This is a genomic window from Burkholderia sp. LFS061, from assembly GCF_047978125.1.
Taxonomy (GTDB): domain Bacteria; phylum Pseudomonadota; class Gammaproteobacteria; order Burkholderiales; family Burkholderiaceae; genus Burkholderia; species Burkholderia pyrrocinia_C.
Map to the genome: position 1 here is coordinate 26,101 of NZ_JBFPFS010000003.1, position 23,044 is coordinate 49,144.

The window sequence follows — 23,044 nt, forward strand, 5'->3', positions numbered from 1 at the left end:
TTACGCCTGTTGCGGTTCGGCCGCGCACGCGGCGTCGAACGCGCGTTGCAGCGCGGCCGCGTCGAGATCCTCGCCGATCAGCACGAACCGGCTCGCGCGCGTTTCGCCGTCCTGCCAGCGACGGTCGAAATAGCTGTCGAAGCGGCGGCCGACGCCCTGGATCACGAGCCGCATCGGCGCGCCGGGCAGCGCGGCGAAGCCTTTCGCGCGGTAGATCGTGTGCGCTTCGACGACGCGCTGCAGCGCCGCGATCGTCGCTTCGCGCGAGCCCGCGTCGCCCGACACGACCACCGAGTCGAAGTCGTCGTGATGGTGGTCGTGATCGCCGTCGTCGGCCGAGCCGTGATGGTCGTGGCGCAAGTGGATCGTTTCCTCCGACGCCGATTCGAGCCCGAGCAGCATCGCGAGGTCGAGCTCGCCGCGCGTCGCGCGCACGATCTTCACCTGCGGCGGGATCTCGTCGCGGATCGCGGTTTCGATCTGCGCGAACTGCGCGTCGCCGACGAGATCGGCCTTGTTCACGATCACGAGATCGGCGGACGATAGTTGATCGGCGAACAGCTCGTGCAGCGGCGATTCGTGGTCGAGGTTCGGGTCCGCGCGGCGCTGCGCGTCGACGGCCTGCGGGTTTTCCGCGAACTGGCCGCTCGCGGCGGCCGGCCCGTCGACGACGGTCACGACCGCATCCACCGTGAAGCTGTTGCGGATCGTCGGCCAGTTGAACGCCTGCACGAGCGGCTTCGGCAGCGCGAGCCCCGACGTCTCGATCAGCACGTGGTCGATGTCCGCGCGGCGCTCGACGAGCGCTTCCATCACCGGATAGAACTCTTCCTGCACGGTGCAGCACAGGCAGCCGTTCGCGAGCTCGTAAAGCTGGCCCGACGCTTCGTCCTGCGCGCCTTCGGCATCCTCGCAGCCGATGCCGCAGCCCTTGAGGATTTCGCCGTCGATGCCGAGCTCGCCGAATTCGTTGACGATCACCGCGATGCGGCGGCCTTCGGCGTGCTGCAGGATGTGGCGCATCAGCGTGGTCTTGCCGCTGCCGAGAAAGCCCGTGACGATCGTGACGGGCAGCTTGCGTAGGGTCATGGAATATCCAGGGTCGTAAGGGAAGTCAGGCCGAGATCGTCACGTCGATCTCGTCGTAGCGCTTTAACCGGTAGATCAGGGCCGACACGAGCCAGCATGCGAGGAACAGGCCGATCACGACGTAGCCGAGCATGCCGAAGTGCGACGCCACCATCGACGCGAAGTCCCACACCGGGCCTTGCAGCGACAGCTTGTCCGCGAGCAGCGCGAGCACCTCGATGCCGCCGATCAGCGCGGCGACCAGCACCGACACGAAGGTGATCGTCATGTTGTAGTAGATCTTGCGGATCGGCCGCACGTACGCCCAGCGATACGCGCCCATCATCAGGATGCCGTCGGTCGTGTCGACCAGCGTCATGCCGGCGGTGAACAGCATCGGCAGCGCCATCACCGACCAGAACGACAGACCGCCCTGCACCTGCGCCGCCGAGATGCCGAACAGCGCGATCTCGGTCGCCGTATCGAAGCCGAAGCCGAACAGGAACCCGACCGGATACAGGTGCCAGCTGCGCGACACGAGCCGGAACAGCGGACGGAACAGGCGCGCGAGCACGCCGCGCTGGTTCAGCAGCAGGTCGAGATCGGCGTCGACGATCGGCTCGCCGCGCCGCGCCGCGCGGAACGTCCGGTAGACGGAAATCAGGATCAGCAGGTTCGCGATCGCGAGCACCAGCAGGAAGAACGCCGACACGCTCGTGCTGATCACGCCGCCCCACGCTTTCATGCTCTCGAAGCGCGCGAGCGACGCGGCCGTGAACGCGACCACGACCGACATCACGATCACGACCGTCGAGTGGCCGAGCGAGAAGAACAGGCCCGCGCCGAGCGGGCTGCGGCCATCCTGCATCAGCTTGCGCGTGACGTTGTCGATGGCCGCGATGTGGTCGGCGTCGACCGCATGGCGCAGCCCGAACACGTACGCGAGCAGCGCGGTGCCGAGCAGCACGGGCTGACCGTGGAAGGCGGCGAACGCCCAGATCCACGCACCGGCGTTGAAGGCGATCAGCAGCGCGTAGATCGCGACGATCTTGCCGCGCAGCCCGGACGGACTGTCGTTGAACAGGCGAAACAGCGAATCGAGCATGACGCTCCTTTGCGAACGGTCGACATGAAAAATGCCAACACGGCCGTCGCTGCGCGGCCCCGCGCGGTCCGGCCCTTCATCGGGCCGGATCATGCGCGCTCGCGCGGGCGGTCGGACGACGGGAATCGGGAAACGCTCGGGTGTCGGGCACGCTGCGGCCGTGGACGATGCGCCGCCTCCCCGCGGCGCTGAACCCCAACGTTTAGGCCGGTATCCGGGCTGACGAACACGCCGCTTCGCCTTCCCGGATGCGCAGGGCATCCAGTGGCGGTCGTCCGCATGCGCGCGGCATGCGGCGAAGCGGCGCTGCATCGCGGCGGGCACGATGCGTTCGCTTACCGTTGCGGGGGCAGCACAGGTTGGCTCGACTGCGACGCAGGCAGGCTCCCTGTTTCCCGTTTAACTGCGCGCACCGGAGGGCGCGCGCGAGCACCAAAACGCGTGCGAGTGTAGGCGCCGGGGGCGGGAGCGTCAAGGCGGCGCGGGCCGCCGAACGGCGTTTTGCGTCGCCGCCGCGCCACTCCGGAGGCCGCTTCCGGCATCGGCGAAGCGGGTTCGCGCGGGCGGATCGCTGTGCTATCGTAGCGCCGCGTTCGGTGCTCGCATGCGCATTCCGCGCATGCAGTTAAACGGGAAACAGGAGGCGGACGACCGCCCGGCCTGTGCTGTCCCCGCAACGGTACGCCGCCCGCGCGACGCGCTTCCCCGCGCACGCGCCCATGCCGCCCACGATGCCACTGCCCTTCAGCCGGGCGGGAAGGCCGCGGCCTGGCAAGCGGCCAGCCCGGATACCGGCCGACGCAAGGGGCGAGCCCGACGCTCGCCGAACGCCCGATCCGCGGGGGACGGATGGGGTGCGCATTCCACCCGCGTTCGCGCGGGCTTCGCCCGATCCGTCATGCATTGCCTGTTCGCCGGCCGCCGATGTGCCGCCCGCCTTCCCCTTTCCACTGTCTCGACACGGTGCGCGCCGTGCCGCACGCGATGAGCCGCGCCTGGCTCATCGGCGCCGGCCCCGGCGACGCCGAGCTGCTGACGCTCAAGGCCGTGCGCGCGATCGGCGCGGCGGACGTGCTGCTCGTCGACGATCTCGTGAACCCCGACGTGCTGCGCCATGCGCGCGCCGACGCGCACATCGAGCACGTCGGCAAGCGCGGCGGCCATGCATCGACGCCGCAGGAAGCGATCGTCGCCGCGATGCTCGCGCACCTGCGCGCGGGCCGCAGCGTCGCGCGGCTCAAGGGCGGCGATCCGTTCGTGTTCGGCCGCGGCGGCGAGGAACTGGCCGCGCTCGGCGCGGCCGGTTTTCCGGTCGAGGTCGTGAACGGCATCACCGCGGGCATCGCCGCGCCGGCCGCGCTCGGCATTCCGGTCACGCAGCGCGGCGACGCGCAGGGCGTGATCTTCGTCACGGGCCACGGCGCGGGCGCCGACGAGCCCGACTGGCGCGCACTCGCGGCCACGCGCATGACGATCGTGATCTATATGGGCATCCGCCGGCTCGACGCGATCGCGGCGGCGCTGCGCGACGGCGGCCTGCCCGGCGATACGCCGTGCGCGGCGATCGAGAACGCGACCCGCCCCGAACAGCGGCACGTGCTCGCGACGCTCGACACCGTCGTCGAACGCGTCGGCGCGACCGGCATCGGTTCGCCGGCGATCGTCGTGATCGGCCGCGTCGCGGCGCTTGCCGGCGATCCCGCAGTGCGTGCGGCGCTCGGCGGCGGCGCATGATGCGCGTCGCGCTCGGCGTCGGGTTCCGCGCGGGCGTGACGGCCGCGCAACTCGATGCCGCGATCCGCGCGGCGCTGGCGCTCTACCCGGCCGCCGAACCGGCGCTCGTCGCGACGCTCGCCGACAAGGCGCGTGCCCACGCGCTGCGCACGCTGTGCGCGCGACGCGGCTGGCCGCTCGTCGCGTTCGACGCGGCGCAACTCGCGAGCCGTCCCGAACTGGCCGCGAGCAGCCCGTCGGACGCCGCGCTCGCACGCTTCGGCGTCGCGGGCGTGGCCGAGCCGTGCGCGCGGCTCGCGGCGCCGCACGGCCGGCTGCTGGGCCCCAAATCCATCCGGAACGGCGTGACGGTCGCACTCGCCGGCCCGCTCTGAACCCTTTGTTTCGCTTTCGACAGGACGATTCCCGATGAAGACCGATTCCGAATCCCATCAGCGGATGGCCGAACGCCGCCGTGCCGGCCACGAGAAGAAGCAGGCCGCCGCCACCCATGAAAAAGGCCTGCTGATCGTCCACACCGGCAGCGGCAAGGGCAAGAGCACCGCTGCGTTCGGCATGGCCGTGCGCGTACTCGGCCACGGCATGCGGCTCGGCGTCGTGCAGTTCATCAAGGGCGCGCTGCACACGTCCGAGCGCGATTTCCTCGGCGCGGTCGCGGAATGCGACTTCGTGACGATGGGCGACGGCTATACGTGGAACACGCAGAATCGCGACGCCGACATCGCGACCGCGCGCAAGGGCTGGGACGAGGCGCGCCGGATGATCGAAAGCGGCGACTACCGGATGGTGATCCTCGACGAGCTGAACACCGTGCTGAAGTACGAATACCTGCCGCTCGACGAAGTGCTCGCGACGCTCGTCGCGCGTCCGGAGTCGGTGCATGTCGTCGTCACCGGGCGGCACGCGCCCGACGCGCTGATCGACGCGGCCGATCTCGTCACCGAAATGCGGCTCGTCAAGCATCCGTACAAGGAGCAAGGCGTGAAGGCGCAGCGCGGCGTGGAGTTCTGAGCGTGCCCGCCTGCCCCGCACTGTTCGTCAGCGCGCCCGCGTCCGGCCAGGGCAAGACGTCGGTGACGGCCGGCCTCGCGCGGCTGCACCGCCGGCTCGGCCGCCGCGTGCGCGTGTTCAAGACCGGGCCCGATTTTCTCGATCCGATGCTGCTCGAACGCGCGAGCGGCGCGAGCGTGCATGCGCTCGACCTCGGGATGGTCGGCGAGGCCGGCTGCCGTGCGCTGCTGGCCGATGCCGCGCGCGATGCGGACCTGATCCTGATCGAAGGTGTGATGGGGCTGTTCGACGGCACGCCGAGCAGTGCCGACCTCGCGGCCACGTTCGGCGTGCCGGTCGTCGCGGTGATTTCCGCGAAGGCGATGGCGCAGACCTTCGCGGCGATCGCGTTCGGGCTCGCGCGGTTCCGGCCTGGGCTGCCGTTTCACGGCGTGCTGGCGAACCGCGTCGGCTCGGCCCGGCATGCGGAGCTGCTGCAACAGGCACTGCCCGGCGACCTGCGCTGGCTCGGCCACGTGCCGGCCGATGCGGGCATCGCGCTGCCGGAGCGGCATCTCGGCCTGCACCAGCCGGCCGACATCGACGATCTCGAGGCGCGGCTCGAACGCGCGGCCGACGTGCTCGCGCAGACGGCGCTCGCCGAATTGCCGCCTGCCGTCGCGTTCGCGGAACCGGACATCGCGGCGCCGCTGCCGCGTGCGCTCGCCGGCAAACGGATCGCGGTTGCGCGCGATGCGGCGTTCTCGTTCATCTATCCGGCGAATCTCGCGCTTCTCGATGCGCTCGGTGCGCAGTTGCGGTTCTTCTCGCCGCTCGCCGACGAACCGGTGCCGGACGATTGCGACGCGCTGTTCCTGCCGGGCGGCTATCCGGAACTGCATGCGGCGACGCTCGCGGCGAATGCCGAAACCGCGCGGACGATTCGCGCGCATGCGGCTGCAGACAGGCCGATCGTCGCGGAATGCGGCGGGATGGTGTATCTGTGTGAATCGCTGACCGACGTGGACGGCGCAACGACGCCGATGCTCGGCCTGCTGCCGGGCCAGGTGACGATGCAGCGCCGGTTCGCGGCGCTCGGCATGCAGCAGCTCGATACGCGCACCGGGCCGATGCGCGGCCATACGTTTCATTATTCGCGGCTCGCGACGCCGCTGGAACCGGTCGCGAACGCCGCGCGCCCCGACGGCGCGCCGGGCAGCGGCGAAGCCGTCTATCGCAGTGGCGCGATCGTCGCGACGTACATGCATATGTACTGGCCGTCGAATCCGGAGATGGCAGCGGCGCTGTTCGGCGGCACGGCGTTCTGACGGCAAAACCCAGTGAAGCGCCGCGACGCCGCGATGTCAGGGTTTTTCGCGGCCCGGCGCTTCCGAACGCGAAGTCCGGATCACGGTACCGTCGGGCGAGAAATGCGCGTTGAACATCCCGTCGCCCGATACGCCGCCCTCGGCCCAGTGCCAGCTCCACACCTCTTCATGGCTCAATGCGTATTGCGCGACCTCGGTCGGCTTGCCCAGCAGTTGACGCACGTCGTCCTTCGACATCCCGGGCACGACCTTCGCGATGTTCGCCGCCGTCAGCGCCTGCGTGATCGACACGAGCCGGCCGTCGGGCCCGAAATCGAGCATATAGGTGCTCGTGCCGTACGGGCCGCGCGGATACTCGAACCGCTGCGAGCCGTCGTCACCCTGCCTGACCATCTCGGGCTTGCCCGCCTGACGGAGCACGTCCTCGGTCGTCGAGACGCCCGGCTGCAGGTTGCCGAACGCCATCGGATCGGGCTTGATCGCATTGACCGCATCGGCCACCTTCTGGTCGTCGCACCCGGCCGCCAGAACGCCGACCGCACAGGCCGTCAGCACGGCCAGAAGCTGTTTTCGCATTTCGTCCACACCTGTATTCATCGAGCCGATCCGGCGTCGCGCGCAGCGTAGCACGCGGCCTGTCGCGCCGATGTCAAGGAGCGTCAAATCAACGTGCAGCCCGCGCGCGTCCGATTTCGGGGACGCGGCCGCGCTTGCGCATACCGTGCGGTGACCGTCGCGTCGCCACGCCGCTGCGTCAAACCAGGAACGCCTCGGCCAGCTTGACCCAGTACGACGCGCCCGTCGGCAACGCAGCATCGTTGAAGTCGTAACCGGGGTTGTGCACCATGCAGCCTCCCTCCCCGTCGCCGTTGCCGATGATCAGGTAGCAGCCCGGCCGCTTCTCGAGCAGGAATGCGAAATCCTCGCTGCCGGTAAGCGGCACCATCCCGTCGATCAGGTTCGCATCGCCCACCCACTCGCGCGCGACGTTGCGCGCGAACGCGGTCATTTCCGCATCGTTGACGAGCACCGGGTAGCGGCGCTGGTAGTCGATCGTCGCGGTCGCGCCGAACACGGCCGCCTGCGCATGCACGACTTCCTTGATGCGCGTCTCGAGCAGGTCGCGCACCTCCGGTTTCAGCGCGCGCACCGACAGGCGCATCTGCGCGCGGTCGGGAATCACGTTCGGCGCGTCGCCCGCGTGGATCGCGCCGACCGTGACGATCGCCATGTCGAGCGGCGACACGTTGCGCGACACGATCGTCTGCAACGCCAGCACGATCTGCGCGCACACGACGACGGGATCGATCGCCTTGTGCGGCACGGCGCCGTGGCCGCCGCGGCCCTGCACGTCGATGACCACGGTATCCGACGACGCCATGAACGGCCCCGGCAGAAAACCGAACTTGCCCGTCGGGAAGCCCGGCATGTTGTGCATCGCGAAGATCGCGTCGCACGGGAACAGCTCGAACAAGCCTTCGTCGAGCATCTTCTTCGCGCCGCCGAGCCCTTCCTCGGCCGGCTGGAAAATCAGGTTCAGCGTGCCGGAGAAGCGGCGCTCCCGGGCGAGATGCTTCGCGGCGGCGAGCAGCATCGCCGTGTGGCCGTCGTGGCCGCACGCGTGCATCTTGCCGGCGATCGTGCTCTGGTACGGCAGGCCCGTCGCCTCGTGGATCGGCAGCGCGTCCATGTCGGCGCGCAGGCCGAGGCGCTGCATGCCGTTGCCTGCCTTCAACTGCGCGACGACGCCCGTGCCGCCGAGCCCGCGATGCACCGTGTAGCCCCACGACTGCAGTTGCTCCGCGACGAGGTCGCTCGTCGCGAATTCCTCGAAGCCCAGTTCGGGATGAGCATGGATGCGGTGCCGGATCTCGATCATTTCGTCGGCGAGGCCTGCGGGAATCACGCTGTGCGTCAAGGTATCGTCTCCTGTGTCCGGTGGGGAATGTGCAGGCAAGGATATTCGGTTAACCGGCAACCGGGCAGACGGAAAGTCGTCGTGGTAGCAACTGGTAGTTGCCGTAGCGGGCGCGGTGCACGGCAAGCGCAAGCCGGCCATCCGGATGACTGCCGCAGATGATCCGGACACGCGAAACTGTGCGCCCCGCATCGAATTAACGTGCATGAGGATCCGGCGATGACCGTTCAAACATCAAAAATAACTCCTATGCATCAAAGCATTACGGATATTTGTTCATTTTTTGACGTTTGTACATTTTTTGTGTACGCTGACAAAGAAGTGAACGAGCGATCGCCCCTGATGCCCGAGAATGCCCCCCTCCCGATGTCGGAACAGCATGTGCTCGACGAAGCCTGCGCCGCGTTCGAACGCGCGACCCGGCGCTTCAGGGCGCGGCCCATGCGCGTGCCGGCCGCGTATAAGGCGCGTGCCGACGCGATGATCCGCTTCGACGTTGCCGGGCAGGCCTTCGAGATGCCGGCCGCCGTGATCCTGCGCATCGAATCGCTGCCGGGTGCACTCGCGGAATTGCGCCGCCGCGGCGGCGCTACCCCGATGCCTGGCGAACGGCCGCTGATGCTGATCGCGCCGCATCTTTCGGCCGAACTGGCCGCCGGCCTGACCGACCAGGGCATCCCGTTTCTCGACACCGCCGGCAACGCATGCCTGATTCAGCCGGAGGCGACCGTGATGATCGCGGGCCGGCCGAAGCCCGCACGCGCACCGCGCCGGCAGGCGTCGCGCGCGACGACGCCGAAGGGACTGGCCGTGATGTTCGCACTCGCGACGCAGCCGAACCTCGTCGCGCAGCCCTATCGGGCGATTGCCGCCGCGTCGGACGTCGCGCTCGGCACGGTCAATCTCGCGATGGACGATCTGATCGCGCGCGGCCTCGTCGGGCAGCGCCGCAACGGCGAGCGCCTGATTCCCGACTGGCCGCGCTTCGTGCAGGAATGGGTCGCGCTGTACCCGAGCCGCTTGCGTGCGAAACTGTCGAGCCGACGGTTTACCGGCCTCGCACCCGACTGGTGGCGCGGCTTCGATTTCGCGTCGTTCGATGCGCGGCTCGGCGGCGAGCCGGCGGCCGACCTGCTGACGCACGACCTCAAGCCGGCCGCGATCACCGTCTATACGCACGGCGCGGTGTCGAACCGCCTGCTGCTCCAGGCCCGCCTGCGTCCGGACGAGCGCGGCGACGTCGAAATCCTCGAAGCGTTCTGGCCGCGCTCGCCTGCGCTCGACTGGCGCGAGCAGGATGTGCCGCTCGTGCCGCCGCTCCTGATCTACGCGGATCTCGTCTCGTCCGGAGACAGCCGCAATCTTGCCGCCGCCGAACGGATCCATGACCGATACCTCGCCCATCCGCCCGCTTGAAGTCGATGCGCGCCGGCCGCTCGAGCCGGCGGCGGTCGCGCTGCTGCAAGCGGTCGGCAGCGCCTGCGCGCGCCTCGACGCGGCGTTCGTCGTCGCCGGCGCAACCGCGCGCGACATCCTGATGTGGCATGTCCACGGCATCCGGCCGGTGCGTGCGACGCGGGACGTCGACGTCGCGGTGTGCGCGGTGAGCTGGCCGTTCCACGAACAGCTCGTCGATGCGCTCGTCGCGACCGGGCAATTCACGCGCGCGCCGAAGCAGCAGCAGAAACTGCTGTTCGAAAGCGGAACGCACGGTTTTCGCACGGAGCTCGATCTCGTGCCGTTCGGGCCGCTCGAAACGCCGCCGGGCGAGATCGCGTGGCCGCCGGGCGGCGAATTCGTGCTGAACGTGCTCGGGTTCCAGGAGGCGGTCGACACGGCGCTGCCGGTGTCGATCGACGCGCGCACCGTGGTGCCGGTGGCCAGCCTGCCGGCGCTCGCGCTGCTGAAGTTGCTCGCATGGAAGGACCGGCGCGCGCGCCAGAACAGCGACGCGTACGACCTGCTGTTCCTGCTGCGCAATTATCACGACGCCGGCAATCGCGAGCGCATCTGGGACGCCGCGCCGGACCTGCTCGAAACGCATGCGTTCCAGCCGGGCCTCGCCGCCGCCGCGCTGCTCGCGCGGGATGCGAAGCGGATTGCTTCGCCGCACACGCGCGACGCCATCCGCACGCTGCTATCCGACGCAGCGACTTACGCGGCGCTCGGCCAGGATCTGCTGGCACGCGCGTTCGCGCAGTTGCCGGGCGAATTCATCGATGACGCCGACCGGTATCTCGACGCGTTCCGCAACGCGTTCCTCGTCGATCCTCCCGCACCGCACGCGTGACGCGCCGCTGTGAAACAGCAACGTCATCGCGCTTTCGCCGCACTGCGCTCAGGCCGCCCAGTCTTCGAGCGACAACCCGGCAACACGGCCGAATTCGCGGCCGTTGTTCGTGACGAGCACCGCGCCGGCCGCGATCGCGTGCCCGGCGATCGACGCATCGTTCGCGCCGATCGGCGTGCCGCGCGCGGCGAGATCCGCGCGAATCGAGGCCGTTGCATCGACGGCCGCCGTATCCCACGGCAGCACGCCATCCAGCCGCGAAACAAACGCCGTCACGAGTTCCGCATGCTTCGGCGACGCCTTCCTGCCCACGGCCCCGAACCGCATTTCGGCATAGGTGATTGCCGACACGACGATCCGGTGCTGAGCGTTGACGCACGACTGCAACCGGGACAGCACCACGGGCGGCCGCTCGCGCATGATGAACGAACAAATGTTCGTATCGAGCATGTAGAGCGTGGTCACCGGCCGGACTCCGTCGGCGCGCCGGCATCGCCGGACAGGTCGAAGCGACCGGATTCGATGACGGCCGGGCGTTCGGCGAGGAAGTCGGCGTCGGCCAGCGGTTCGTTCGCGAACGACAGCCACGTGGGGCGCACGGGGCGCAGCAGCAGCGTGTCGCCCTCGCGGCGGATCTCGAGTTCCGTCACCCCCTCGAACTCCATGTCCTTCGGGATGCGGATTGCCTGGTTACGGGCGTTCTTGAAAATGGAAACGGTGCGCATGAGCCACTCCATGGGAGTACGATGCGCCCATTTTAGACATATGTCGGCATATGTCAATTTCAGGGGACGCGGATCGGACGTCGCGCCCCATGCTGTCGCGGGTGTTTTTGCCATGCTGTCGGCCTGTCGTCGATGATGAGAGCGATTCATTCTTCACGACGCAGGCCGCGCGGTCCATATCCCGAACGGCCAATGCAGGCGCGATGCACGGCCGCGCGCAGCGTCGCGCCGACGCTGCGCGCCCACCCCGTCACGGCAACCGGAAAGTGTCGAAGAATGTATCGCGCTCGATCACGGTGAGCGCCGCGCGCTTGTGCGGGAAGTCGAATTCCTTCAGCGTATGGAACCCGAGCCGGTGCATGTACGCGATGTGCCGCACGTGATCGACGCGCGGCTCGCCGACGAGCCGCTGCGTGCGCGGTTCGTCGACGAACATGTAGTGCAGCACCCCGCTCCACCACGCATGCAGCTTGCCCGCGCTCTGGAAGCGCGAGTCGCCGATCAGCAGGTGCAGCCCGCGATCGTAGTCGTGCGCGTCATAGAACGGCGCGAGGCGGTCCTCCTTCGCCCAGTAGAACTCGAAATAGCCGAACGGCGTGTCGTCGAAATAGCCGATCATCGGGTGCATGTGCGGATCGGCGAGCCGCTCGGCGAGATACGCCGCATGCTCGTCGCGCGTACCGCGCTGGTCCCAGAACTGCGCGACGCGATCGAGATTCATCCAGCCGCTGAACAGGTCCGCGTGCGCATCGATATCGACGGTGCGCAGGCTGAACGTCATCCCGACTTGCGGCATGGTGCGCGCGTAGATCTCGCCGGCCGGCGACGGCGGCCGCACCGGATGACGGTGGCCGTTCGTGATCGCGTAGCGCAGCGGCATCCCGCTCGACGCGGGCGCCCTCAGCCACGGCCGCGGGTTCTGCCAGAACGTCGTGCGCGACACGTTCAGGCGCAGCGTGTCGCCGGCGACCTGCGCGCCGTCGATCACGCCCTCGCGCACCGCGCGCGCCACGTACGACGCGACGGCCGCCGCACTGGCGCCACCGAGCGGCACCGAGATCGTTGCCGCGTCGTACCGCGTGTCGGTGTTGAACATCGGGACGAACGCCGCGAGCAGCCAGTCCGGCGAGTCGTCGGGATGCCATGCGTCGAGCGTGTGCTCGGCGACCTGCGTCGCCTGGCCATGCGCGGCGCCGTCCAGCGCGGCCGCCACCTCGCCTTCGACGGCATCCGCGGCGCCGGCCGGTTTCGTCAGCGTGTCTTCCATCACAGTGCTCCCGCGTCGTGGCGGTCGGCGAGCACGTGAAGCCCCCGCTCGAGCGCCGGAAACAGGCTGCGCTGGAAGTTGTTCCAGCGCAGTTCGAGAATCGTGTCGTCCGGCGCGATCGGCGTGTCAAGCACGTCGCAGATCACCTCGCCGGAATCGATGCCGTTGTCGACGTAGTGGAACGACGCGCCCGTCATCGTCACGGGTTCGACCGACGACGTCGCGCCGCTCGCCCAGTCGACCCGTTCGCCGCGCGCGCCGTGCAGCGCGTCGAGCGTCGCCCACGCGCCGCGCCGCTGGTACGGCGAATCGTCGGCCGTGATGCCCGGGTGGATGTTCGCGATGCGTCGGTGAAAGCGCGCACCGGGCCGCACGAGTTCGTCGAGGATCACGAGCAGCCCGTCGAGCACGACGACGTCGGCGTCGAGCTCGAGCAGGCGTTCGAGCAGGCGTCGCTCGAACGCCTGTTTGCCTGCCACCCGTTCGCGCGCGTCGCGCGGCAGCCGCCGGTACGTCGACGGAATCGAGCAGAACAGTTCGTCGACCGGCCGGCCCTGCACCGTCAACCCTTCCGGCAGGATCCACGGCCGGCCCGGCGTGCGCGCGAAGCCGTAGTCGGCCACCTTCGCGCGGTCGGCCGGCGAACCGTCGTCGTCGTCGACGATCACGCCCTTGAGCGTGTAGCGCTCGCCGAGCGGCGAGTCGTTCAGGCGTTCGACGAGGAATTCGAGCGGCGCCTTCATGTAGCGCGTGCCGCCCTGATACGCGACCGGCTGGCCGGCGCGATCGGCCGCGCCGTTGCGCAGCGACTGGATGTAGACGAGATTTTTCTTCGGCATGGATGCGTCGTGGAAAAAGCGGACGAAGGCGCCGCGGCCGGCCCGCACCGGCCACGAAGGCCGGCCGGCGGGCCGCGGCGCGCGACGTCACCAGTTGTATTTCGCGGTCGCGATCACCGTGCGGTCGGTGCCGAAAACGCAGACGTTGGCCGACTGGCAGCCGCTGATGTAGTGGCGGTTGGCCAGGTTCGTCCCGTTCACGGCGAAGCGCCAGTTACGCGTGTCGTAATGCACGCCCGCGTCGAACAGCGTGACGCTCGACACCGTCAGCGAGTTGTCGGCCGCACCGGCCGACGCGCTCTGGTAGCGCACGCCGCCGCCGAGGCCGAAACCGGCGAGCGGCCCGGTGTGCCACGTCCAGTCGGCCCACAGCGACGCCATCTGGCGCGGACGCGGAATGTCGACCGGCCAGTTGTTCAGCGACACGTCGTTCGCCTTCACGTTCTTCACGTCCTGGTAGACATACGACGCGATCAGCGACAGGTTCCGCGTGACCTTGCCGGTCGCGCTCAGCTCGATCCCGCGCGAACGCACTTCACCGGTTTGCACCGACTTCGTACCGGTCGTGTCCTGACTCGGCAGCGCCGGCGTGATCCCGTTGGTCTGGTTGATCTGGTAGATCGCCGCGTTCAGCATCAGGTTCTTGCCGGGCGGCTGCCAGCGCAGGCCGGCCTCGATCTGCTTGCCGCGGGTCGGCTGCGGCAGCCCGCCGCCGAGCAGGTTCACGCCGATCAGCGGATTGAACGACGTCGCGTAGCTGACGTACGGCGACAGCCCGTAGTCGCCCTGGTACGTGAGGCCGACGCGGCCGGTGAACGCCGTCACGTCCGCCTTCGTCGACGTGCCGCCCGCGCGGTCGTCCATCCGCATGTTGACCCAGTCCTCGCGGCCGCCGAGCGTCAGCGTCCAGCGGTTCCACTTGATCTGGTCCTGCGCGTACAAGCCGAACGTGTTCATCGTCGTGTACGTGTTGGTGCGGAACGTCGACGCCGGATCGAACACCGCCGTCGTGACGGGCAGGTAGACCGGGTTGTAGATGTTCAGCGGCGGCGCCGCGGCGAGCCATTCGCTGTCGGTCGCGGTCTGGCGGTTGTACTGGAAGCCGAGCAGCAGCGTGTGCTGGAGCGGGCCCGTCGCGAAGCGGCCTTCCACGTTGTTGTCGATGTCGAAGCGGCTGTAGTTCATCTGGAACACGCCGGCCCAGCGCGACACGTCGGTCGTGCTGCCCTCGACGAAGCCGTTGCCGAACACCGAGCCGTTGTCGAGCGACAGGTGCATCAGGCGGACGTTCTGCCGGAACTTCCACGCCGAACTCAGGTTCTGCTCGAACTGGTAACCGACCGACCACTGCTTCTTGCGGTAGTAGTTGAAGTTCGGGTCGCCTTCGTACACGTCCTTGTTGATCTGGCCGTTCGGGTTCGGCAGCACCGTGCCCTGCGCCGGCAGGAAGTTCGACGAGATGTCGCCCCAGTCCTGCAGGTACGTCGCGGACAGCGTCAGCGACGTATCCGCGTTCGGGCGCCAGCGGAACGACGGCGCGAGCGCGACGCGCTGGTCGTTGTTCGGGCCGGTCAGCGCATTGCCGTCGCGCGCGACGCCGACGAACCGGTACGCGTACTTGCCGTCGGCATCGAGCTTGTCGCCGACATCGATCATGAACTGCTTGCGCGCGTAGTTGCCGATCTGCACACCGGCTTCGCGCACGCGCTCGCCGTCGGCGAGCTTGGTCTGCACGTCGATGATCGCGCCGGGGTCGCCCGCGCCGTACAGCACCGAGGTCGGCCCGCGCAGCACGGTGATGCTGTCGATCATGTACGGATCGACGCGCCAGCTCGCGAGGTTGATCGTGTTCGGCACCTGCAGCCCGTTCACGTAGGCGGTCGGTGTGAAGCCGCGCAGCGCCGCGTACCAGTCCGAACGGTTGTCCGAACCGTACGACGAGAAACCCGGCACGTAGCGCAGCGCCGCGTTCACGTCGGTCGCGCCGGTCATCTCGATCTGCTGCGCGGTGACGACGTTGATCGTCTGCGGGATCTCGTTGATCGGCGTGTCGGTCTTCGTGCCGGTCCTGCTGCGCTTCGCGACGAGCCCGACCGTGCCGTCGCCTTCCGAGGCCGCGTTGACGGTGATCGCCGGCAGCGTGCCATTCGGCGTGCTATTCGGCGTGCCGTTCTGCGCACTGCTGGCCGACGCCGCGGCGCCAGCGTTTACGGCCGGTGCCGTCTGGGCGTAAGCCTGCCCCGCCGCAGCCGCACCGAACGCCACGCTCGCCGCGGCTGCGATCGCACGCAAACGCGTGCCTGTTGCCCACTCCATCTTTCTCTGCTCCACTTTTTTCATGCGGTTTCCGACCGCGCCTTTGTCAAAGAGCGAAAGCCATCCGGCCCGCGCTCACCCCGTTTTCGTGTCGTTTTTCGTGCGACTCCCGGGCCGCGCCATCGTCATGGCCGGGCGCGATCCCGTCTTCGAGCGACGCGCAGATCTCGTCCGCGCGACGCGCCAGTACCGACAGCAGCGTGTCGGACAATCCGTGGCTGTCTTCGCAGCAGCCTTGCAGGTAGATGCGCGGCGCGAAGTGCTCGGGCGTCGCGAGCAGGTAGTCGCGCGTCACGTCGCCGCGCGTGAGCGCATCGCCCAGGTGCGGCGCGAGCCCTTCGAGCAACGCCGAATGCGTGTCGCGGCGGTAGCCGGTCGCGAGCACGAGCGCATCGAAGCGTTCGACGCGCGTGGCGCCGCTCATCCGGTCGCGCAGCGTCAGCTCGATGCGGCCGTCGGCGATGCGCACCGCGGCCTCGATCGCGCTGTTCGCGAGCAGCGCATGACGCGGCGTGCCCTCGATGCGCTGCAGGTACAGCATTTCGTAGATCTGCTCGATCAGCGGCCGGTCGACCACCGCGTAGTTGGTATCGCGATAGCGCTCGAGCAGCGCGCGGCGCGCGTCGTGCGGCTGCGCATAAACGACGTCGGTGAACTCGGGGCTGAAGATCTCGTTGACGAACGGGCTGTCGTCGGCCGGCTTCAGCGCACCTGCGCGCATCACGAGGCTCGCGTCGACGTGCGGGAAGCGGCGCGCGAGGTCGATGAACACCTCGGCCGCGCTCTGCCCCGCGCCGATCACCGCGACGCGCCGGCGTTCGCCGTCCGGCGACGCGACGAGCCGGTCGATGTCGGTCAGATACGACGACGAATGGATCACGCGGTCGCGGCCGAGTGCGGCAAACGCATCCGGAATCGCGGGCGTGCCGCCGACGCCGACCGACAGCGCGCGCGTGACGCGCTGGCGCTCGCGGCCCGCGGCATCGCGCGACAGCACGCGCAGCGCGTCGATCCGCGCGCCGTCGCCGTACACCGGCTCGATCGCCAGCACGGTCTCGCTGTAATGGACGCGATCGTCGAACGCATCGGCGACCCAGCTCAGGTAGTCGTGGAATTCGACGCGGGTCGGATAGAAGTTCTTCAGGTTGACGAATTCGTTCAGGCGGCCGCGTTCGAACAGGTAGTTGATGAACGTGTAGCGGCTTTTCGGATCGCGCATCGTGACGAGATCCTTCAGAAACGAGATCTGCATCCTGCAGTCGTCGAGCAGCATCCCGCGATGCCAGCCGAATTCCGGCTGGCGCTCGACGAAGCAATGGGCGAACGTGCGTGCGCCGGCGCGCTCCGCGAGGCGAATGGCCAGCGCCAGATTCGACGGCCCGAAGCCGACGCCGATCAGGTCGAATACGGTTTCTCTCTGCATGTCTCAGCTCCCTTGTCGGTGAATCCGGCCCGTCAGACGTGACGGCCGGAGAAGAACGTCTCGCGCAGCGTGCGCATCCACAGCGGCTGCGCGTCGGCCAGCGCGAGACGGCGCTGCCGCGCGAAGCCATGCCGCGCGAGATGGTCGGCAACCCGCGCGTGGCCGGCCGGAACGGCACAGCCGACCGCTTCGGTACGCGGGTCGTCGAGAAACAGGTAATGAACGACGGACGGCAGCCAGCCCGCCACGCAATGCGGGCCGCGCCAGCGCGATTCGCCGACCAGCATCCGCAGCCCGCGGTCGTAGTCGCGCGCCGCGACGTGCGGCGCGAGCGCGTCTTCCTTCAGCCAGAACGCCTCGAAGTACGCGAACGGCTCGCCGTCGAAGCAGCCGACGAGCGGCGTCACGTGCGGATCGGCGTCGGGTGCGGCCCCTTGCGCGCTGTCCGCGCCGGGCTGCGCGCCCGGCCAGCCGTCGCGCACGCGCGGCTCGTCGAACCAGCGCGCGAGCCGCACGGTGTCTTCCGCCGGCTGCCAGCCGCGCAGCGTGAAGCGCACGCCGAGCGCCGGCCGGTCGCGCGCGTAGACGTCGCCGCGCGGCGCCGGCGGCCGGCGCGGCGGACGCCGGCCGTCGGGAAGCATCGGCCGCGTCGCGCCCGGCCGGGGCGGGCCGACGAGCCACAGATCGGCCTGCTGCGCCCAGCCGTCGCGCATGCAGCGGCCGCCGTCGGCGAGCACGCCGCTCGCGCGCAGCGCGTCGAGCGCGACTGCCGGCCACGCGGCCGGGTCGAGCCGGATCGCCGCATGGTGCGCGCCGTCCGAAAACGCCGCGGACAGCGCGGCCAGCAGCGCGCGCCGCTGGTCGGCCGGCGCCGCGCGATGGTTGTACGCGACGAGGCGCAGCGTGCCGTCGTCGGCGAGTTGCGCGCGCAGCAACTGCGCGCCGATGCCGTGGCCCTGCGCGACGCGGATCTCCGTGCCGTCGCGCGCGGCGAACAGCCCGTCCGCGAATGCGAGGCGGCACGTATCGGGCATCGTGAATCCGTCGGGACGCACTTCAGCCAGCATGGCGCTCCTCCTGTCCTGTTTCCGCGCGTGCATCGAGCCGTGCGCCGAGTGCGGCGAGCGTCGGCGACGCGAACACGTCGGCGACCGTCAGCGCGTGACCGGCGCGGCCGGCCGCGTCGACGAAGCGCACGACGTCGAACGACGTCGCGCCGGCTTCGAACAGGTCCGCGCCGGGCTCGGGAGCGGCCGTCGAGAATGTGTCCGACCACAGCGCCGCGAGCTCGGCAGCCGCCTGCGACGGCACGTCGGTCCGTGTTTCCCCGCGTGCTTGCACGCTGAAGGCCGCATCCGTGACCACATGCGTATCGGGCGCGCCGAGCGCCGCCTCCGACGCGCCGGCAAAACGCGCGACTTCGTCGTGATAGAGATCGACGAGCGCATCGACGAAACCGCGGTCGAGCAGTTCGTCCGCATACGAGAACGCGGCGCTCACGCGGCCGTCCGGATGCTCGACGACGTCCAGCTCCAGCGTGAACACGACGCGATGGCGCACGTCGTCGAATTCGGCAAGCGACAGGCCGGCCCAGTCGCGTGCGGCCGCGCCCGTCGGGCGCAGGTAGTTGAACATCACCTGGAACAGCGGATTGGCCTGCGCAGCACGCGGCGCGCGCAGCGCCGCGACGACGTCGGCGAACGGCACGTCGGCGTGCGCATACGCGGCCAGCGCCGTATCGCGCACCTGGGCGAGCACGTCCACGCGGCGCGCGGCCGAGTCGATCCGCGTGCGCACGACGACCGAATTGATGAAGAGGCCGAGCGCAGCGCGTGCCGCATCGCCCGTCAGCTCGCGTGTCGACGCGAGCACGCCGACCGGCTGGTCGGCCGCGCCCGTCGCGCGGAACAGCGCGGTGTTGAGTGCCGCGTGCAGCAGCATCGGCAGCGTCGCGTGCGCGGCCGACGCAGCGTCGCGTGCGGCGCGAATCAGCGACGCGTCGAATTCGAACGCGATGCGTGCCGCGCGCCATTGCGGCACGGCCGGCGCGTCCGCGCGCTGCGGCAGCACGCGCGACGGCAGCTCGACCAGCGCGTCACGCCAGTACGCGACGCGGGCCGGATGGCACGGTGCGGGCAGCACGAGTGGTGTGGCATCTCCTGCTGGCACGGCGTCACCGCGCACGCGGGCGACGTAGCGCGCACGAACCGCATCGAGCCACAGCTCGATCGATTCGCCGTCCGACACGACGTGATGGATCGTCATCGACAACACGTGGTCGTCCGCGCCGAGCCGCAGCACGCGTGCGCGCCACAGCGGCGTATCGGCCGAGAGGTCGAATGGCGTGAGGGCATCCTCGTCGGTCAACGCCGCCGCGCGGGCAAGCGCATCGGATTGCGCCGACAGGTCGACGACCGGCAATTCGACCGGCGCCGCCACGGCGATCCGCTGGCCCGGCGGCGCGCCGTCGCGAGCGACGAGCCGCGCGCGCAGCGCCGGATGCACGGCCGCCGTATCCGAGAACGCGGCACGCAGCGCACCGATGTCGAGCGGGCCGCGCACGCGCAGCACGACCGGAATGTTGTACGCGGCGCTGTCCGGCTGCGCGCGCCACAGGAACCACAGGCCGAGCTGCGCGGGCGACAGCGGCCACACGCCGTTCGCATCGGGTTTGGCCACCGCGACGCCAGGCGCCGCGGCGCCGGCATGCGCGGCGCGCGGCGCGTCGGCCACCTGCAGCGCGTACTGCGCGAGCACGGGTGCCTCGAACAGCGCGCGCACCGGCACGTCGCGGCCGAGCCGTTCGGCCACGCGCGTCGCGACGCGCACAGCGGCGAGCGAATGACCGCCGAGATCGAAGAAGTGATCGCCGCGGCCGACGCGCTCGAGATTCAGCACGTCGCACCAGATCGCCGCGAGCGCGGTTTCATCGCCGTCGCGCGGCGCCTCGTACGCACGTTCGACGCGCACGGGCGCCGGCAGCCTCGCCCGGTCGACCTTGCTGTTCGCGTTGCGCGGCAACGCGTCGAGCACGATCAGTTGCGCGGGCACCATGTAGTCGGGCAGCGTGCGGCGCAGGTGCGCGTCGAGCGTCGCGGCTTCGACGGGCTGCGCGGCCGCCTGTGCATCGGCGGTCAGTTCGACATACGCGACGAGCTGCGCAAGCGCGCCCTGCCCGTGCACGACCGCGCACGCTTCGCGCACCGCATCGTGCGCAGCCAGTTGCGCCTCGATTTCGCCGAGCTCGATGCGCAATCCGCGCAGCTTCACCTGATGATCGACGCGGCCGATGAAGTCGAACACGCCGTCCGCGCGGCGCCGCACGAGGTCGCCGGTGCGGTACAGGCGCGCGCCCGCTGCGCCGTACGGATCGGGCACGAAACGCTCGGCGGTCAGCGCCGGGCGGTCGAGATAACCGCGCGCGACGCCGATCCCCTCGCCGCCCAGATACAGTTCGCCGATCACGCCGACCGGCAGCGGATGCAGCCGCTCGTCGAGCACGTGCGCGGTGCGCGCGCCGACCAGCGTGCCGATCGGCAGATATGCGGCGTCGCCGAGCTTCGCGAGATCGTCGCCGGGCCGGAACATCCACAGCGTCGGCGTGATGACCGTCTCGGTCGGGCCGTAGCCGTTGACCACGCGCACGTTCGGCAGCGCGCGGCGCAGCATCGCGAACGCCTCGCGCGACGTCGCTTCGCCGCCGACGGTCAGCGAACGCAGCGTCGGCGGTGCGCCGTGCGCGAGCGCCCATTCGGCGAGCTGCGCGGCGCAGCCGGGCGGCACGTAGGTCATCGTCACGCCGTCGCGGACCATCATCGCGCAGGTCTGCGCGGGCGGCCACAGCACGTCGGCCGTCACGGATACGGCGGCGCCCGACATGTATTGCGAAAACCAGCCTTCGTGCGCGCCGTCGAAGTTGACCGACTGGAACAGCAGGAACACGTCGTTCTCGCCCGCGCCGTAGCGCTCGGCAATCGCCGCGCAGTGCAGCGCGAACGACGCGTGGTCGACGATCACGCCTTTCGGCTTGCCGGTCGAGCCCGACGTGTAGATCGCATAGGCAGCATGGCCCGGCAGCACGTCGGGCAGCGCGACGTCCGCGGCTTCGTCGAGCGCATCGATTTCATCGGCGCGCCATACGCGCAGTTCCGGCAGCTCGGGCAACGACGCGGCGCTTGCGCCGTCGGTCAGCACGTGCGCGATGCTCGCGTCGCCGACGATCTGCGCGAGCCGTTCGCGCGGATGGGCCGGATCGAGCGGCACGAACGCGGCGCCGGACTTCAGCACCGCGATCAGCGCGACGAGCAGGTCGACCGAGCGCTGCAAAGCGACGCCGACGCGCATCTCGGGCCGCACGCCTGCCGCCACCAGATGACGCGCGAGGCGCGCCGCGCGTGTATCGACTTCGCCGCGCGTCAGTGCACGATCGATATCGGCAACGCCGCGTGCATCGGGCCGCGCGTGTGCATGCGCGGCGATGCGCGCATGCACGGGCACGAACGGTTCGGCTTCGGTCGCGCCCGCCGGCGCGTTCCACGCAAAGAGCTGTGCGCGCTCGTCGGCGGGCAGCCAGTCGAGATCGCCGACCGGCAGGTCGGGCCGCGCGAGCGCATCGGCGAGCAGCGTGACGAAGCGCGCGGCCAGCCGCGCGATCGCGTCGGCGTCGAACAGGTCGAGCGCATAGATGAACGCGGCGTCGAACGTACCGTCGGGTGTTGCCTCGACGGAGAGCGTGAGATCGAATTTCGCGGACGGCGTGCCGGACGGCAGCAACGCGGCCGTCGCCGCGCCGAGCACCGGCAGCGCGCGGCGCTCGCCGTAGGCTGCCATCACCTGGAACAGCGGATGGTGGCTCGCGCTGCGCGGCACGCCGAGCGCATCGACCACCTGCTCGAACGGCACGTCCTGGTGCATCTGCGCGTCGACGAGCGCGCGCTGCGTGCGCGCGACCAGCGACGAGAAATCGCCGTGCGCAGGCACGTCGACGTCGATTGCAAGCGTGTTGACGAAGAAACCGATCAGGTCGGCGACTTCCGCGCGTTCGCGGTTTGCAGCCGGCACGCCGACGCAGATCCGCGCATCGCCGGTCGCGCGCGCGAGCAGCACATCGAGCGCGGCGAGCAGCACCGCGAACGGCGTCGCGCCCGACACGGCCGCGAACGCACGCAGTTGCGCGCCGACGCGCGCGTCGAGCGAAAACACATGACGCGCGCCGCGCGCACTGCGGCGCGCCGGCCGTGCGGCCGCACCCGGCAGCGTCAGCACGCCGCGCTGCGGATCGAGCCGTTCGCGCCAGAACGCGAGCTGGCGATCGCGTTCGCCGGCGTCGAGCCAGCGGCGCTGCCACAGCGCATAGTCGGCGTACTGGATCGGCAGCGGCGCGAGCGGCACCGGCTGGTCGGACGCATACGCGCGGTAGAACGCCGCGAGCTCTTCCAGCATCACGCCCGACGACCAGCCGTCCGACACGATGTGGTGCACGGTCAACGCGAGCCAGTGATGCGTCGCGTCGAAGCGGACCAGATGCGCGCGCACGAGCGGCGCCGCACCGAGATCGAACGGTTCGGCTTCGTCGGCCGTCGCGACGGCCTCCGCTCGCGCGGTGCGCTGTGCGTCCGGCAACGCTTCGAGATCGGTTTCGCGCCACGGGCAACGCAGCGGCGCATGGATCGTTTGCGCAACACCGTCCTGCGCTTCGTCGAAAGTCGTGCGCAGCGCTTCATGGCGCGCGATCAGCGCGTCGCAGGCAAGACGCAGCGCATGCGTGTCGAGCGGACCCGTCAGCGCCAGGCGCTCGGTGATGTGATACGCGTCGGGCGCATCGATCAGCCGTGCATGCAGCCACAGCCGCGTCTGCGCGAACGACGCCTGCACGCGATCGCTGCGCGGCGTGCGCGGCGTGCGCGGCGGGATCGGCAGCACGCGGAAGTCGATGCCGGCCGCGCCGAGCTTGTCGATGAAGACCGCGCGCTGCGCGTCGGGCAGCTGCGCGAAACGCGTCGCGAGCGCGAGCCAGTCGGGTTGAACCTTCGTCATCCGTC

At 69.8% G+C, this 23,044-nt stretch carries 18 protein-coding genes and 2 riboswitches; of the genes, 6 read left to right on the forward strand and 12 right to left on the reverse strand.

Annotated elements, in window-relative coordinates:
• Together cobW and ACNQQL_RS03175 are read right to left on the reverse strand one after the other, a co-directional pair.
• Entirely contained in the window at positions 1–1,089 is a 1,089-nt protein-coding gene (gene cobW / locus ACNQQL_RS03170; protein ID WP_347063174.1) for a cobalamin biosynthesis protein CobW, read from the reverse strand.
• 25 nt (positions 1,090–1,114) lie between these two features.
• On the reverse strand, positions 1,115–2,173 hold the full coding sequence (locus ACNQQL_RS03175) for a HoxN/HupN/NixA family nickel/cobalt transporter (protein ID WP_347063175.1): 1,059 nt from the start codon (positions 2,171–2,173) through the stop codon (positions 1,115–1,117).
• Between the two features lie 187 nt (positions 2,174–2,360).
• A riboswitch (cobalamin riboswitch) is annotated at positions 2,361–2,625 on the reverse strand.
• Between the two features lie 125 nt (positions 2,626–2,750).
• A riboswitch (cobalamin riboswitch) is annotated at positions 2,751–2,988 on the forward strand.
• A 109-nt stretch (positions 2,989–3,097) separates the two neighbouring features.
• Here ACNQQL_RS03175 and cobA point away from each other — a divergent pair.
• Genes cobA through ACNQQL_RS03195 form a run of 4 tightly spaced genes read left to right on the forward strand, consistent with a single transcriptional unit; the run spans position 3,098 to position 6,225 of the window.
• Positions 3,098–3,907, forward strand: a complete 810-nt coding sequence (gene cobA, locus ACNQQL_RS03180) for a uroporphyrinogen-III C-methyltransferase (protein ID WP_347063176.1) — start codon at positions 3,098–3,100, stop codon at positions 3,905–3,907.
• Complete coding sequence (locus ACNQQL_RS03185) at positions 3,904–4,281, forward strand: cobalamin biosynthesis protein (protein ID WP_347063177.1); 378 nt, start codon at positions 3,904–3,906, stop codon at positions 4,279–4,281. The genes cobA and ACNQQL_RS03185 overlap by 4 nt, the downstream gene beginning before the upstream one ends.
• Positions 4,282–4,315: 34 nt before the next feature.
• The gene (gene cobO, locus ACNQQL_RS03190; protein WP_347063178.1) at positions 4,316–4,918 is read left to right on the forward strand and encodes a cob(I)yrinic acid a,c-diamide adenosyltransferase; all 603 of its coding nucleotides are present in this window, start codon (positions 4,316–4,318) and stop codon (positions 4,916–4,918) included.
• 2 nt (positions 4,919–4,920) lie between these two features.
• Positions 4,921–6,225 (forward strand): cobyrinate a,c-diamide synthase, encoded by a 1,305-nt coding sequence (locus tag ACNQQL_RS03195; RefSeq protein ID WP_347063179.1) that lies wholly within the window; start codon positions 4,921–4,923, stop codon positions 6,223–6,225.
• 36 nt (positions 6,226–6,261) lie between these two features.
• On the opposite strand, the gene bamE is transcribed toward ACNQQL_RS03195, so the two are convergent.
• Both bamE and ACNQQL_RS03205 read right to left on the reverse strand, forming a co-directional pair.
• The gene (gene bamE / locus ACNQQL_RS03200; protein WP_347063180.1) at positions 6,262–6,801 is read right to left on the reverse strand and encodes an outer membrane protein assembly factor BamE domain-containing protein; all 540 of its coding nucleotides are present in this window, start codon (positions 6,799–6,801) and stop codon (positions 6,262–6,264) included.
• Positions 6,802–6,979: 178 nt separating this feature from the next.
• Positions 6,980–8,143, reverse strand: a complete 1,164-nt coding sequence (locus ACNQQL_RS03205) for a M20 aminoacylase family protein (protein WP_347063181.1) — start codon at positions 8,141–8,143, stop codon at positions 6,980–6,982.
• Between the two features lie 342 nt (positions 8,144–8,485).
• Here ACNQQL_RS03205 and ACNQQL_RS03210 point away from each other — a divergent pair, with 342 nt between their 5' ends.
• Positions 8,486–9,559 carry a type IV toxin-antitoxin system AbiEi family antitoxin gene (locus ACNQQL_RS03210; RefSeq protein ID WP_347063339.1) on the forward strand — a complete coding sequence of 358 codons (1,074 nt, stop codon included), beginning with the start codon at positions 8,486–8,488 and terminating at the stop codon, positions 9,557–9,559.
• Positions 9,528–10,433, forward strand: a complete 906-nt coding sequence (locus tag ACNQQL_RS03215) for a nucleotidyl transferase AbiEii/AbiGii toxin family protein (protein ID WP_347063182.1) — start codon at positions 9,528–9,530, stop codon at positions 10,431–10,433. The genes ACNQQL_RS03210 and ACNQQL_RS03215 overlap by 32 nt, the downstream gene beginning before the upstream one ends.
• A 48-nt stretch (positions 10,434–10,481) precedes the next feature.
• Here the strand turns inward: ACNQQL_RS03215 and ACNQQL_RS03220 are convergent, their stop codons facing one another.
• The 8 genes from ACNQQL_RS03220 to ACNQQL_RS03255 form a co-directional block, all read right to left on the reverse strand.
• A complete protein-coding gene (locus ACNQQL_RS03220) occupies positions 10,482–10,898 on the reverse strand; it encodes a type II toxin-antitoxin system VapC family toxin (RefSeq protein ID WP_347063183.1) in 417 nt (138 codons plus the stop codon).
• The gene (gene vapB, locus ACNQQL_RS03225) at positions 10,895–11,158 is read right to left on the reverse strand and encodes a type II toxin-antitoxin system VapB family antitoxin (RefSeq protein WP_047901212.1); all 264 of its coding nucleotides are present in this window, start codon (positions 11,156–11,158) and stop codon (positions 10,895–10,897) included. Before vapB ends, ACNQQL_RS03220 begins: the two co-directional genes overlap by 4 nt.
• A gap of 250 nt (positions 11,159–11,408) precedes the next feature.
• Positions 11,409–12,425, reverse strand: a complete 1,017-nt coding sequence (locus ACNQQL_RS03230; protein WP_347063184.1) for a GNAT family N-acetyltransferase — start codon at positions 12,423–12,425, stop codon at positions 11,409–11,411.
• Complete coding sequence (locus ACNQQL_RS03235; protein WP_072441434.1) at positions 12,425–13,264, reverse strand: formyltransferase family protein; 840 nt, start codon at positions 13,262–13,264, stop codon at positions 12,425–12,427. Before ACNQQL_RS03235 ends, ACNQQL_RS03230 begins: the two co-directional genes overlap by 1 nt.
• An 87-nt stretch (positions 13,265–13,351) precedes the next feature.
• On the reverse strand, positions 13,352–15,604 hold the full coding sequence (locus ACNQQL_RS03240) for a TonB-dependent siderophore receptor (RefSeq protein ID WP_347063185.1): 2,253 nt from the start codon (positions 15,602–15,604) through the stop codon (positions 13,352–13,354).
• Between the two features lie 22 nt (positions 15,605–15,626).
• Positions 15,627–17,003, reverse strand: coding sequence for a lysine N(6)-hydroxylase/L-ornithine N(5)-oxygenase family protein (locus tag ACNQQL_RS03245; RefSeq protein WP_347063186.1), 1,377 nt, complete (start codon positions 17,001–17,003; stop codon positions 15,627–15,629).
• A 32-nt stretch (positions 17,004–17,035) separates the two neighbouring features.
• The gene (locus ACNQQL_RS03250; protein WP_347063187.1) at positions 17,036–18,070 is read right to left on the reverse strand and encodes a GNAT family N-acetyltransferase; all 1,035 of its coding nucleotides are present in this window, start codon (positions 18,068–18,070) and stop codon (positions 17,036–17,038) included.
• A complete protein-coding gene (locus ACNQQL_RS03255) occupies positions 18,060–23,039 on the reverse strand; it encodes an amino acid adenylation domain-containing protein (protein ID WP_347063188.1) in 4,980 nt (1,659 codons plus the stop codon). Before ACNQQL_RS03255 ends, ACNQQL_RS03250 begins: the two co-directional genes overlap by 11 nt.
• Positions 23,040–23,044 lie beyond the last annotated feature (5 nt).